Annotated in this window: 13 protein-coding genes; 10 read left to right on the forward strand and 3 right to left on the reverse strand. The window is 60.4% G+C overall.

The window, feature by feature from the left end:
* The first annotated feature begins 206 nt into the window (after window positions 1-206).
* The 10 genes from lptF (at window position 207) to tadA (ending at window position 10,601) form a co-directional block, all read left to right on the forward strand.
* Window positions 207-1,325 carry an LPS export ABC transporter permease LptF gene (lptF, locus tag BM017_RS02040; RefSeq protein WP_092240947.1) on the forward strand — a complete coding sequence of 373 codons (1,119 nt, stop codon included), beginning with the start codon at window positions 207-209 and terminating at the stop codon, window positions 1,323-1,325.
* On the forward strand, window positions 1,318-2,397 hold the full coding sequence (gene lptG, locus BM017_RS02045) for an LPS export ABC transporter permease LptG (RefSeq protein WP_071488637.1): 1,080 nt from the start codon (window positions 1,318-1,320) through the stop codon (window positions 2,395-2,397). The genes lptF and lptG overlap by 8 nt, the downstream gene beginning before the upstream one ends.
* Window positions 2,398-2,548: 151 nt before the next feature.
* Complete coding sequence (lepA, locus tag BM017_RS02050; protein ID WP_003188853.1) at window positions 2,549-4,348, forward strand: translation elongation factor 4; 1,800 nt, start codon at window positions 2,549-2,551, stop codon at window positions 4,346-4,348.
* Between the two features lie 5 nt (window positions 4,349-4,353).
* Window positions 4,354-5,208: a signal peptidase I gene (gene lepB, locus BM017_RS02055; protein WP_071488638.1), complete on the forward strand. Its 855-nt coding sequence runs from the start codon at window positions 4,354-4,356 to the stop codon at window positions 5,206-5,208.
* Between the two features lie 150 nt (window positions 5,209-5,358).
* Window positions 5,359-6,048, forward strand: a complete 690-nt coding sequence (gene rnc, locus BM017_RS02060) for a ribonuclease III (RefSeq protein WP_012722401.1) — start codon at window positions 5,359-5,361, stop codon at window positions 6,046-6,048.
* Entirely contained in the window at window positions 6,041-6,943 is a 903-nt protein-coding gene (gene era, locus BM017_RS02065) for a GTPase Era (RefSeq protein WP_033902448.1), read from the forward strand. Before rnc ends, era begins: the two co-directional genes overlap by 8 nt.
* Window positions 6,944-7,106: 163 nt before the next feature.
* Entirely contained in the window at window positions 7,107-7,796 is a 690-nt protein-coding gene (recO, locus tag BM017_RS02070; RefSeq protein WP_092240949.1) for a DNA repair protein RecO, read from the forward strand.
* Window positions 7,797-7,847: 51 nt separating this feature from the next.
* Window positions 7,848-8,591, forward strand: a complete 744-nt coding sequence (pdxJ, locus tag BM017_RS02075) for a pyridoxine 5'-phosphate synthase (RefSeq protein WP_071488640.1) — start codon at window positions 7,848-7,850, stop codon at window positions 8,589-8,591.
* A 130-nt stretch (window positions 8,592-8,721) separates the two neighbouring features.
* Window positions 8,722-10,104, forward strand: a complete 1,383-nt coding sequence (locus BM017_RS02080; RefSeq protein WP_071488641.1) for a multicopper oxidase family protein — start codon at window positions 8,722-8,724, stop codon at window positions 10,102-10,104.
* Window positions 10,104-10,601 (forward strand): tRNA adenosine(34) deaminase TadA, encoded by a 498-nt coding sequence (tadA, locus tag BM017_RS02085; RefSeq protein WP_092240951.1) that lies wholly within the window; start codon window positions 10,104-10,106, stop codon window positions 10,599-10,601. Before BM017_RS02080 ends, tadA begins: the two co-directional genes overlap by 1 nt.
* 142 nt (window positions 10,602-10,743) lie before the next feature.
* Here the strand turns inward: tadA and cmoB are convergent, their stop codons facing one another.
* The 3 genes from cmoB to BM017_RS28745 all read right to left on the reverse strand — a co-directional run bounded on the left by cmoB (window position 10,744) and on the right by BM017_RS28745 (window position 13,011).
* Window positions 10,744-11,700 carry a tRNA 5-methoxyuridine(34)/uridine 5-oxyacetic acid(34) synthase CmoB gene (cmoB, locus tag BM017_RS02090; RefSeq protein ID WP_092240953.1) on the reverse strand — a complete coding sequence of 319 codons (957 nt, stop codon included), beginning with the start codon at window positions 11,698-11,700 and terminating at the stop codon, window positions 10,744-10,746.
* Window positions 11,697-12,440 carry a carboxy-S-adenosyl-L-methionine synthase CmoA gene (cmoA, locus tag BM017_RS02095; RefSeq protein WP_092240955.1) on the reverse strand — a complete coding sequence of 248 codons (744 nt, stop codon included), beginning with the start codon at window positions 12,438-12,440 and terminating at the stop codon, window positions 11,697-11,699. The genes cmoB and cmoA overlap by 4 nt, the downstream gene beginning before the upstream one ends.
* A gap of 160 nt (window positions 12,441-12,600) precedes the next feature.
* A complete protein-coding gene (locus BM017_RS28745) occupies window positions 12,601-13,011 on the reverse strand; it encodes a hypothetical protein (protein ID WP_139212839.1) in 411 nt (136 codons plus the stop codon).
* Window positions 13,012-13,106: the final 95 nt, after the last annotated feature.

The following is a 13,106-nucleotide window of genomic DNA, read 5'->3' on the forward strand; positions in this document are numbered from 1 at the left end:
GCGACAAAGGCCGCAGTTTGAACCTCGCCGACGGAGCCTGACAACCCTTGGTGCACGCTTTGTGCGTGTGCACGAGCAAGCTCCGTGACAGGCGCGGTCAATCACAGGATAATGCGCCATCTTTTTAGCCGGCCCTGTGTAAATGGGCTGTCTCGGTATGCTTGCTTGTTTGGCCGCCTTAGCCTGACAACCCTGGAGTGTCTGGTTTGATCGTCTTCCGTTATCTGTCCCGCGAAGTCCTGTTGACCCTGAGTGCCGTGAGTGCGGTGCTGCTGGTCATCATCATGAGTGGTCGTTTCGTCAAATACCTGGCCCAGGCTGCCTCCGGCGCCCTCGACCCGGGTTCGCTGTTCCTGATCATGGGCTTTCGCCTGCCGGGCTTCCTGCAGTTGATCCTGCCGTTGGGCCTGTTCCTCGGGATACTGCTGGCCTATGGCCGCCTGTACCTCGAAAGCGAAATGACCGTGCTCTCGGCCACCGGCATGAGCCAGCAGCGCCTGCTGGGCATGACCATGATCCCGGCCGCCGGCATCGCGCTGATCGTTGCCTGGCTGAGCCTGAGTCTGGCGCCCCAGGGTGCCCTGCAGTTCCAGCTGGTGCTGAACAAGCAGGACGCGATGACCGAGTTCGACACCCTCGAGCCCGGTCGCTTCCAGGCGCTCAATGACGGTTCCCGGGTGACCTACACCGAAACCCTGACCGACGACCGCGCCAACCTGGGCGGTGTGTTCATCTCCGAGAAGCGCCTGGGCCAGGACAAGAAAGACCGTGGCATTTCCGTGCTGGTGGCCGATTCGGGGCGCCAGGAAGTCCGTCCTGATGGCAGCCGCTACCTGATCCTGGAAAATGGCTACCGCTATGACGGCAGCCCGGGCATGGCCGATTACCGCGCGATCAAGTACGACACCTATGGCGTGATGCTGGCTCGTCCGGACATCAGCGACGAAGTCACCGACCGTGATGCCATCCCGACGACTGATCTGTGGGGCAGCAAGGAACTGCGTTCCATCGCCGAGTTGCAATGGCGACTCTCCCTGCCGCTGCTGGTGTTCATCGTGACCTTGATGGCTGTGCCGCTGTCTCGCGTCAACCCGCGCCAGGGCCGCTTCCTCAAGCTGTTGCCGGCAATCCTGCTGTACATGGCCTACCTGACCATCCTGATTTCCGCCCGTACCTCCCTGGAGAAGGGCAAGTTGTCGCCGACCCTGGGCCTGTGGGTGGTGCACGGGATGTTCCTGGTGATCGGCCTGGGGCTGCTCTACTGGGAACCGATCCGTTTGAAACTGAAGAGCCGTCGTGGCCAGAAGGAGTTGGCTCGTGGCTAAGCTCGATCGCTACATTGGTAGCAGCGTACTGATCGCCATCCTGGCGGTACTGGGCATCATCCTCGGGCTGGCGTCGTTGTTCGCCTTCATCGATGAAGTGAGTAATGTCAGCGACACCTACACCGTGTGGGACGTGCTGAGCTACGTGGCCCTCACCGCGCCGCGTCGCCTCTATGACATGATGCCGATGGCCGCGCTGATCGGCTGCCTGATCGGGCTGGGCAGCCTGGCCAGTAATAGCGAACTGACCATCATGCGCGCTGCCGGCGTGTCCATTGGTCGTATCGTCTGGGCGGTGATGAAGCCCATGCTGCTGCTGATGGCCTGCAGCGTGCTGATCGGCGAATACGTCGCGCCACCAGCCGAAACCACTGCCCAGGCCAATCGCGCCCTGGCCCAGGGGTCAGGCGATGCGCAAAGCTCCAAGCATGGTCTGTGGCACCGCCAGGGCGATGAGTTCATCCATATCAACGCCGTGCAGCCCGGCGGACTGTTGATTGGTGTGACCCGTTATACGTTCGACAAGGAGCGTCACCTGCTGGAGTCCAGCTTCGCCAAACGTGCGCAGTACGGTGGCGAAAAGTGGCAACTCAGCGATGTAACCACCACCTACTTCCGCAATATTGGCCAAGGCACCAAGGCCAGCACCGAAGTGATCAACGTACCGAGCCAGGAATGGGATATCGCCCTCAAGCCGGAGTTGCTGAATACCGTGGTGATGATTCCGGAAAGCCTGCCGATCTCCGGGTTGTGGGGCTATATCCACTATCTGAAGGACCAGGGCCTGAACAACGGCCGCTACTGGCTGGCATTTTGGGTCAAGGTGTTGCAACCGGTGGTGACCGCCGCGCTGGTGTTGATGGCGATTTCCTTCATTTTCGGCCCGCTGCGTTCGGTGACCCTGGGCCAGCGTGTATTCACGGGTGTGCTGGTGGGCTTCACCTTCCGCATCGCCCAGGACCTGCTTGGCCCTTCGAGCCTGGTGTTTGGCTTCTCGCCGCTGTTTGCGGTGCTGGTGCCCACCGGCATCTGCGCCCTGGCCGGGTTCTGGCTGTTGCGTCGAGCTGGCTGATGTCGCGCTTATGATCAAAAAATGCCCCGGTCGAGAGATCGGGGCATTTTTGTTCTGGTCAGCAAAGATGACGTCTGGCCTGAGCATCAGGTACAATTCCCGGCTATTTTTCAGCGGGCAATCTGCCTGCAGCCTTTTTGAGTGTTGATCCGTGAGTGATTTGAGTCATATCCGCAATTTCTCCATCATCGCCCACATTGACCATGGCAAGTCGACGCTGGCCGACCGGTTTATCCAAATGTGCGGTGGCCTTGCCGAGCGCGAAATGGAAGCCCAGGTCCTGGACTCCATGGACCTCGAACGCGAGCGCGGCATCACCATCAAGGCCCACAGCGTTACTCTGTATTACAAGGCCAAAGACGGTATCACCTACCAGCTGAACTTCATTGACACCCCGGGCCACGTCGACTTCACCTACGAAGTCAGCCGTTCCCTGGCGGCCTGTGAAGGTGCCCTGCTGGTGGTGGACGCCGGCCAGGGCGTGGAGGCGCAGTCGGTTGCCAACTGCTACACCGCGATCGAGCAGGGCCTGGAAGTCATGCCCGTGCTGAACAAGATCGACCTGCCCCAGGCCGAGCCTGAGCGCGTCAAGGAAGAGATCGAGAAGATCATCGGCATCGACGCCACCGACGCCGTCACCTGCAGCGCCAAGACCGGCCTGGGTGTCGACGAAGTGCTCGAGCGCCTGGTGCACACTATCCCTGCGCCGACCGGCAACTACGAAGATCCGCTGCAAGCGTTGATCATCGACTCCTGGTTCGACAACTACCTGGGCGTTGTCTCCCTGGTGCGCGTGCGCCATGGCCGCGTGAAGAAGGGCGACAAGATCCTGGTCAAGTCCACCGGCAAGATCCACCTGGTGGACAGCGTCGGGGTATTCAACCCCAAGCACACCGCGACCGTTGATCTGAAAGCCGGTGAAGTGGGCTTCATCATCGCCGGTATCAAGGATATTCACGGCGCACCGGTAGGTGACACCCTGACGCTGAGCTCCACGCCGGACGTCGACGTGCTGCCAGGCTTCAAGCGCATCCAGCCGCAGGTCTACGCTGGCCTGTTCCCGGTCAGCTCCGACGATTTCGAAGACTTCCGCGAAGCCCTGCAGAAGCTGACCCTCAACGACTCGTCGTTGCAGTACACCCCGGAAAGCTCCGACGCCCTGGGCTTCGGCTTCCGTTGCGGGTTCCTGGGCATGCTGCACATGGAAATCATCCAGGAGCGCCTCGAGCGCGAATACGACCTGGACCTGATCACCACTGCGCCGACAGTTATTTTTGAGTTGTTGCTGAAAACCGGTGAAACGATTTACGTCGACAACCCGTCCAAGCTCCCGGATCTCTCGGCGATCGAAGACATGCGCGAGCCGATCGTGCGCGCCAATATCCTGGTGCCGCAGGAACACTTGGGCAACGTTATCACCCTGTGCATCGAGAAACGTGGCGTACAGCGCGACATGCTGTTCCTCGGCACCCAGGTCCAAGTGACCTACGACATGCCGATGAACGAGGTGGTGCTGGACTTCTTCGACCGTCTCAAATCCACCAGTCGCGGCTATGCTTCGCTGGATTACCATTTCGACCGTTACCAATCGGCTAATCTGGTGAAACTGGATGTACTGATCAACGGCGACAAGGTCGATGCCCTGGCACTGATCGTGCACAAGGACAACGCGCACTACAAAGGTCGCCAGTTGACCGAGAAGATGAAAGAACTGATTCCGCGCCAGATGTTCGACGTCGCGATCCAGGCCGCCATTGGCGGGCAGATCATTGCGCGGACCTCCGTCAAGGCACTCAGAAAGAACGTACTGGCCAAATGCTACGGCGGTGACGTAAGCCGTAAGCGCAAGCTGCTTGAGAAGCAAAAGGCCGGTAAAAAACGCATGAAGCAAGTAGGTAACGTGGAAGTTCCACAAGAAGCCTTCCTTGCGGTGCTCAGGTTGGATAGTTAGGTCCTATGTCGCTAAATTTCCCGCTGTTGCTGGTCATCGCCGTTGCCGTTTGCGGTCTCCTGGCGTTGCTCGATCTGGTGTTCTTCGCCCCGCGTCGGCGGGCGGCTATCGCGGCCTATCAGGGCAGCGTCAGCCAGCCCGATGGCGTGGTGATCGAGAAGCTGAACAAAGAGCCTTTGCTGGTTGAATACGGCAAGTCGTTCTTCCCGGTGTTGTTCATCGTGCTGGTGCTGCGTTCGTTCCTGGTGGAGCCGTTTCAGATCCCGTCGGGGTCGATGAAGCCTACCCTGGACGTGGGCGACTTCATCCTGGTGAACAAGTTTTCCTACGGCATTCGCCTGCCGGTGATCGACAAGAAGGTCATCGAAGTCGGTGACCCGCAGCGCGGCGATGTGATGGTGTTCCGCTACCCGAGCGACCCGAACGTCAATTACATCAAGCGTGTGGTTGGTCTGCCGGGCGACGTGATTCGCTACACCAGTGACAAGCGCCTGTTCATCAATGGTGAGTCGGTGGCTGAAAAGCTGCTGGGTTCCGAGCCGAACAGCCTGGGCAGCGCCGAGCTGTACCAGGAAAAACTCGGTGCGGTGGAGCACGAAATCCGCAAGGAAATGAGCCGCTACCGTGCCCAGCCTGATGGGCAGTGGAAGGTTCCGGCCGGGCACTACTTCATGATGGGCGACAACCGCGACAACTCCAATGACAGCCGGTACTGGGATGACCCCAACATTCCCAAGGACCTGCTGGGCATGGTTCCCGACCAGAATATCGTCGGCAAGGCCTTTGCGGTCTGGATGAGCTGGCCGGAACCCAAACTCAGCCACCTGCCGAACTTCTCGCGGATCGGGCTGATCAAGTAATACAGGCGGCGCTGTGATCACAGCGCCGAATGCTTTTCTGGGGTGGGGACAAATCGGTCCTGCCTCATGCGGCACCAACCAGGATTTGAATTTGAACACTGCGTCAATCGTCGATGGCCGCCGGTGCCACCAACTAGATATGGATAAACCGTGACCGTTTCTCTAGCACGTCTCGAGCGCCAGCTCGGCTACACCTTCAAGGACCAGGAACTGATGGTCCTTGCCCTCACACACCGCAGTTTTGCCGGGCGTAACAACGAGCGCCTGGAATTCCTCGGTGATGCCATCCTCAACTTCGTCGCCGGTGAGGCGCTGTTCGAGCGCTTCCCCCAAGCCCGTGAAGGCCAGTTGTCGCGCCTGCGTGCGCGCCTGGTGAAGGGCGAGACCCTGGCCGTGCTGGCCCGTGGCTTTGGCCTGGGCGAGTACCTGCGCCTGGGGTCCGGCGAGTTGAAGAGTGGCGGTTTTCGTCGCGAGTCGATCCTGGCCGATGCCCTTGAAGCGCTGATCGGTGCCATCTACCTCGATGCCGGCATGGAAGCCGCCAAGGAACGTGTCACCGCCTGGCTGACTTCCGAGATCGAAAGCCTCACGCTGGTCGACACCAACAAAGATCCCAAGACCCGCCTGCAGGAATTTTTGCAGTCCCGCGGGTGCGAACTGCCACGCTACGAAGTGGTGGATATCCAGGGTGAGCCCCATTGCCGCGTGTTCTTCGTGGAATGTGAAATCACCTTACTGAACGAAAAAAGCCGAGGTCAGGGTGTGAGCCGCCGTATTGCCGAACAGGTAGCGGCCGCCGCAGCACTGATTGCCCTGGGCGTGGAGAATGGCCATGACTGATTCAACCGCAACACGCTGTGGCTATGTTGCCATCGTCGGCCGCCCGAACGTGGGCAAGTCCACGTTGCTCAACCACATCCTTGGCCAGAAGCTGGCGATCACCTCGCGCAAGCCGCAGACCACCCGCCACAACATGCTGGGCATCAAGACCGAAGGCACCGTGCAAGCGGTCTACGTCGACACCCCAGGCATGCACAAAGGTGGCGAGAAAGCCCTGAACCGCTACATGAACAAGACCGCTTCGGCGGCGTTGAAAGACGTCGACGTGGTGATCTTCGTGGTCGACCGCACCAAGTGGACCGACGAAGACCAGATGGTCCTGGAGCGCGTGCAGTACGTCACCGGCCCGTTGATCGTCGCGCTGAACAAGACCGACCGTATCGAAGACAAAGCCGAGCTGATGCCGCACTTGAGCTGGCTGCAGGAACAACTGCCGAACGCCCAGATCATCCCGATTTCGGCCCAGCATGGCCACAACCTCGATGCCTTGGAGCGCGTGATCGCCGAGCACCTGCCGGAGAACGAGCACTTCTTCCCGGAAGACCAGATCACCGACCGCAGCAGCCGTTTCCTCGCCGCTGAACTGGTGCGCGAGAAAATCATGCGCCAGATGGGCGCGGAGCTGCCGTACCAGATCACCGTGGAAATCGAAGAGTTCAAGCAGCAGGGCAAGACCTTGCACATCCATGCGCTGATCCTCGTCGAGCGTGACGGTCAGAAGAAAATCATCATTGGCGACAAGGGCGAGCGTATCAAGCGCATCGGCACCGAGGCGCGCAAGGACATGGAATTGCTGTTCGATTCCAAGATCATGCTGAACCTGTGGGTGAAGGTGAAGGGCGGCTGGTCCGATGACGAGCGTGCACTGCGTTCCCTGGGCTATGGCGACCTGTAAGGTCCTGAATGCACCGCGGGGCTGAAAATGTGGGAGGGGGCTTGCCCCCGATAGCGGTGGGTCAGTTGACAAATAAGTGACTGACACACTGCCATCGGGGGCAAGCCCCCTCCCACATTAGGTTTGTGTCGTTTTCAAAAGTGCATTCCAGCAGTGAGCAGCCATGTCCCAATCCCCACCCCCAAGCCAACTTGCCTACGTCCTGCACAGCCGCGCCTACCGCGAGACCAGCGCCCTGGTGGACTTCCTCACGCCCCAAGGCCGCCTGCGCGCCGTCTTGCGCAGTGCACGGGGCAAGGCGGGCACGTTGGCGCGGCCGTTCGTGGCCTTGGACGTGGAGTTTCGCGGCAAGGGTGAGCTGAAAAACGTCGGCCGCATGGAAAGCGTGGGTACCTCGGCCTGGCTCAACGGCGATGCGCTGTTCAGTGGCCTTTACCTCAATGAACTGCTGATCCGCCTGCTCCCCGCCGAAGACCCGCACCCGGCAGTATTCGAGCACTACGCCGCCACCTTGCTCGCCCTGGCCGAAGGCCGTCCCCTGGAACCCTTGCTGCGTGCGTTCGAATGGCGCCTGCTCGACGACCTGGGCTACGGCTTCGAACTGGCCAACGACCTGCACGGCGAGCCCATCGCCGCCGATGGTATGTATCGCCTGCAAGTGGACGCCGGCCTGGAGCGCGTGTACCTGCTGCAACCTGGCCTGTTCCAGGGCACCGAGCTGCTGGCCATGAGCGAAGCGGACTGGACGGCGCCCGGCGCCTTGTCCGCCGCCAAGCGCCTGATGCGCCAGGCCCTGGCCGTGCACCTGGGCGGACGGCCGCTGGTCAGCCGCGAGTTGTTTCGAAAGCCCTGACAACCCCGTGTATGCTGTGCGGCGTTTCTTTCCCTTTTCAGGAGCGCTTCCGTGAGCACCAGCAATCGCATTCTTCTTGGCGTCAACATCGACCACGTCGCCACCCTGCGCCAGGCCCGGGGCACCCGTTACCCTGACCCGGTCAAGGCCGCGCTGGACGCCGAAGAAGCGGGCGCCGACGGCATCACCGTGCACCTGCGCGAAGACCGCCGCCACATCCAGGAGCGCGACGTGCTGCTGCTCAAGGATGTGCTGCAAACCCGCATGAATTTCGAAATGGGCGTTACCGAAGAAATGATGCAGTTCGCCGAGCGCATCCGCCCGGCACACATCTGCCTGGTGCCGGAAACCCGCCAGGAGCTGACCACCGAAGGCGGCCTCGACGTGGCCGGCCAGGAAGCGCGGATCAAAGCCGCCGTGGAGCGCCTGTCGAAGATCGGCAGTGAAGTCTCGCTGTTCATCGACGCCGACGAGCGCCAGATCGAAGCCTCGCGTCGTGTCGGTGCACCGGCGATCGAACTGCACACCGGCCGCTACGCCGACGCCACCACGCCCACCGAAGTGGCCGAGGAACTGCAACGCATCATCGACGGTGTGAGCTGCGGCCTCAAGCAAGGCCTGATCGTCAACGCCGGCCATGGCCTGCATTACCATAACGTCGAAGCCGTGGCCGCGATCAAGGGTATCAACGAGCTGAACATCGGCCATGCGCTGGTGGCCCATGCGCTGTTTGTCGGTTTCAAAGGCGCTGTCGCCGAAATGAAAGCCCTGATCCTGGCTGCCGCCAAGCACTAAACAACGATGCAGTTGCAATGTGGGAGGGATTGCCCCCTCCCACATGCGAACCCTTACTGTTTAGCCGTTGCAGGTGTATCGTATCTGCCCTTTGCAGGCCTTGGGCCTGCGGCCGATACGTGAGGTTGTTGTGTCCCGATCCTTTTCCCGTCGACAAATCCTGGGTGGTCTTGCAGGCCTGGCCGTAGTGGGCGTCGGTGCCGGTGGCGGCTACCGCTACTGGCTGGGGAAAGTTGCCGAAGCCGAGGCGGGGCACGACTACGAGCTGATCGCCGCGCCACTGGACGTGGAATTGGTGCCAGGGCACAAGACCGAAGCCTGGGCGTTCGGCCCTTCGGCGCCGGGCACCGAGTTGCGGGTGCGCCAGGGCGAATGGCTGCGGGTACGCTTTATCAACCACCTGCCGGTTGCCACTACCATTCACTGGCACGGCATCCGCCTGCCGCTGGAAATGGATGGCGTGCCCTACGTCTCTCAATTGCCGGTCCTGCCCGGCGAATACTTCGACTACAAATTCCGCGTACCCGACGCCGGCAGCTACTGGTACCACCCCCACGTGAACAGCAGCGAAGAACTTGGCCGTGGCCTGGTTGGCCCGCTGATCATCGAAGAGCGCGAACCCACCGGTTTCAAGCACGAGCGCACCCTCAGCCTGAAAAGCTGGCATGTAGACGAAGAGGGGGCTTTCGTCGCATTCAGTATCCCGCGTGAGGCGGCCCGGGGCGGTACGGCAGGGCGCTTGTCGACGATCAACGGCGTGTCCCAGGCGGTGATCGATTTGCCGGCCGGGCAGATCACCCGCGTGCGGTTGCTCAACCTCGACAACACCCTGACCTATCGCATCAACATCCCGGATGTTGAAGCGCAGATCTACGCGCTGGACGGCAACCCCATCGAGCCACGCCCCCTGGGCAAGGAATATTGGTTGGGCCCGGGCATGCGTATCTGCCTGGCGATCAAGGCGCCGCCGGTGGGTGAGGAACTGTCGATCCGCAACGGCCCGGTACGCCTCGGCACCTTCCGTTCGGTCGCCAACACCGATGCGCCCGGCGAATGGCCGCCTGCGTTGCCCGCCAACCCGATCAGCGAACCGGACCTGGCCAATGCCGAGAAACTCAACTTCAATTTCGAGTGGGTGGGTTCGGTCTCGGTCAACACCGACAACGGCAAGCCACCCAGCCTGTGGCAGATCAACGGCAAGGCCTGGGACATCACCGACAAGACGTGCGCCGACCGCCCGATTGCCAAGCTGGAGAAGGGCAAGAGCTACATTTTCGAATTGAAGAACATGACCCAGTACCAGCACCCGATTCACCTGCACGGCATGAGCTTCAAGGTGATCGCCTCGAACCGGCACAAGGTGATCCCGTATTTCACCGACACCTACCTGCTGGGCAAGAACGAGCGTGCCCGCGTGGCACTGGTGGCGGATAACCCAGGCGTCTGGATGTTCCATTGCCACGTGATCGACCATATGGAAACCGGCCTGATGGCCGCCATCGAGGTGGCGTGATGCGCCAGATCCGCCCAACCGCAATCATTGATCGCAGCCGCGACCAGGACTTCATGCGCGAAGCCCTGGCCCTCGCCGCCGAAGGCGCCGCGCTGGGAGAAGTGCCCGTCGGCGCGGTGCTGGTGCAGGACGGTGAGATCATCGGCCGAGGCTTCAACTGCCCGATCAGCGGCAACGACCCCAGCGCTCACGCCGAGATGGTCGCCATCCGCGCCGCCGCGCAAGCCATCAGCAATTACCGCCTGGTGGGCAGCACGCTGTATGTGACCCTGGAGCCGTGCAGCATGTGCGCCGGTTTGATCGTGCATTCGCGGGTTGCGCGGGTGGTGTATGGCGCATTGGAGCCCAAGGCGGGAGTCGTGCAAAGCCAGGGGCAGTTTTTTACCCAGGGCTTTCTGAATCATCGAGTGTTGTTTGAAGGCGGGGTGCTGGCTGAGGAGTGCGGGACGGTCTTGAGCGAGTTCTTCAAGGCCCGCCGGGCCAAATCTGCTCTCTAAACGACGCTGGAAATCAAAAGGTGGGAGGGGGCTTGCCCCCGATAGCAGTGTGTCAGTAAGCATATTTATGACTGATGCACCCCCATCGGGGGCAAGCCCCCTCTCACATTTGGAACTCTATTTTATCAGTGAGGTATCAGCGTCATTTCCTGGCGATGATCACCGCCCGCATCGGCGCCGGCAGCCCTTCGATGGTCTTGCTGTGATCTTCGGGATCGAGGAAGTCACTCAACGACTGGTACTTCATCCACTCCGTCCCGCGCTGTTCCTCGACGGTGGTCACGCTCACATCCACGCAGCGCACATCAGTGAAGCCTGCACGGCGCAGCCATAGCATCAGCGCCGGCACTGAGGGCAGGAACCACACGTTACGCATCTGCGCGTAGCGATCTTCCGGCACCAGCACTTGTTGCTGATCGCCTTCGACCACCAATGTTTCCAGCACCAGTTCGCCACCTTTGACCAGGGTGTCTTTCAGCGCCAGCAGGTGTTCGATCGGCGAACGACGGTGGTAGAACACGCCCATGGAAAACACTGTGTCGAAGCCTTCCAGGTTTGCCGGCAGGTCTTCGAACGGGAACGGCAGGTGCCAGGCCCTGGGCTCGGACAGGTAGCGCTGTACCGCCTGGAACTGGCAGAAGAACAACCAGTTCGGGTCCACGCCAATCACGCTGTCAGCGCCGGCGCCAAGCATGCGCCACATGTAGTAACCGTTGCCGCAGCCTACGTCGAGGATACGTTTGCCCTTCAAGTTCAGGTGCGGCGCAACCCGCGACCACTTCCAGTCCGAGCGCCATTCGGTGTCCACATGCACGCCGAACAGGTTAAACGGCCCTTTGCGCCACGGGCTCAGGCCCATCAATGCAGTGTGCATCTGCGCGCGGGTGTCATCGTCGCAGTCGGTATCGAGTGTCAGGCCGTTGAGCAAATCCACGTCACTGGGCTGGATCTTTGGCAGCGCATCCAACGCACTCTGCCAACGCTCCAGGTCGCCATGGCCCTTTTCCATCTTGCTGTCGAGCTGCGCTTGCAGGCCCTGGGCCCACACGGCCAGGGGAGTGCCGACCAGATGGCGGGCGAGGGGGGAAAGATCAATCATGGCAAGGCAATCAACGAGGCAAAGTTAAGACACTGGAACCACGGCACGACTTTCGAGAACCCGGCTGCCAGCAGGCGTTCGCGGTGTTCTTCGAGGCTGTCGGGCTTCATGACGTTTTCGATGGCGCTGCGCTTCTGGGCGATTTCCAGTTCGCTGTAGCCGTTGGCGCGTTTGAACGCGATGTGCAGGTCGGTGAGCAGCGCGTGTTCTTCGGCATCGTTGAAGCGCAGCTTCTCCGAGAGGATCAACGCACCACCCGGCAACAGCGACTGGCGGATGCGCGAGAGCAACGCCAGGCGCTCATCGGGGGCAATGAATTGCAGGGTGAAGTTCAGCGCCACCACCGAGGCCGGGGCAAATTGCAGCGCGAGGATATCGCCCTCGATCACCTCGACCGGCAGCAACTCCTGGAACATCGAGTCCTGGCCATTGAGGTACTCACGGCAGCGCTCGACCATGGCTGTCGAGTTATCCACCGCGATCACCCGGCAACCGCCGGTGCGCACATGGCGGCGCAGGGCCTGGGTGACGGCGCCGAGGGACGAGCCCAGGTCATACAGCACGCTGTTGGGCTGGGCAAATTGCGCCGCGAGTACGCCGAGGTTCTCGACGATGGTCGGGTAACCGGGCACCGAGCGCTTGATCATGTCCGGGAACACCCGCACCACGTCTTCGTTGAAGGCGAAGTCCGGCACCTGGGGCAGGGGCTGGGCGAATAGGCGATCGGGTTCTTTGCTCACGGCTGTTCCGGCATTGATCTGGGAAAGGCCAGTATTTTAGCCAAGTTGAAGGGGGCGTGCGCGGTTTGTCTGAAAGACATCATCGATTCAGAAAAAAACTGCACTCGCTTATGAGGCGAGCACAGTTTTTAAAGTGGATGATTGCTGGCGTTGGCTACTTTCATTCTTTGAGATCAAACGTTGCCTCTATCTGGTAGGTATCTGAGCCATTGTTTTTTGCAGAGAGAGAAATGCTGCCAGTGTAATGTCGATTTGCATGGTCGGGTTTTATATCCAGAGTGCCCGAGTAGTTTAGAAGAACATCAGTGTTGCCTGGAACGACCGTGGCGCTCCGAAAACTTGAAAAAGAACCTAGCTTATGTGTGCCTGCTGTAATGTTTGGGTCCAGATTCAAACTTATTGATTTCCAAGCTCCTCCGGGAGTTTCTTCGCCTGAGTAAATCTCAAGTTCGTTGTTGTCTTTATATATATAGTGATCTGTACCATTGAACGCTGTCGGTTGATCATTCCTGGTAATGGTGCCCGTAAGGCGTCCCGTTGCTTTTTGTCCTTTAGGTTGTGCTGTGCTCATGATTCAAGACTCCCATCTTCGGTGAATGAGGTTTGACTTGCCGAGTAGTAGGAAGGCTATTCTTGATTCGAGAGGTCGGATACTGTTAGTAATGA

Source organism: Pseudomonas sp. NFPP04 (genome assembly GCF_900113815.1).
In the GTDB taxonomy this organism is placed as follows: Bacteria; Pseudomonadota; Gammaproteobacteria; order Pseudomonadales; family Pseudomonadaceae; genus Aquipseudomonas; species Aquipseudomonas extremorientalis.

Bases quoted from the DNA above. Each gene is read 5' to 3' on its own strand.
- tadA (WP_092240951.1), top strand. From the start codon at position 10,104: ATGCGCCAGATCCGCCCAACCGCAATCATTGATCGCAGCCGCGACCAG.
- BM017_RS28745 (WP_139212839.1), bottom strand. From the start codon at position 13,011: ATGAGCACAGCACAACCTAAAGGACAAAAAGCAACGGGACGCCTTACG.
- era (WP_033902448.1), top strand. From the start codon at position 6,041: ATGACTGATTCAACCGCAACACGCTGTGGCTATGTTGCCATCGTCGGC.
- cmoB (WP_092240953.1), bottom strand. From the start codon at position 11,700: ATGATTGATCTTTCCCCCCTCGCCCGCCATCTGGTCGGCACTCCCCTG.
- lepB (WP_071488638.1), top strand. From the start codon at position 4,354: ATGTCGCTAAATTTCCCGCTGTTGCTGGTCATCGCCGTTGCCGTTTGC.
- recO (WP_092240949.1), top strand. From the start codon at position 7,107: ATGTCCCAATCCCCACCCCCAAGCCAACTTGCCTACGTCCTGCACAGC.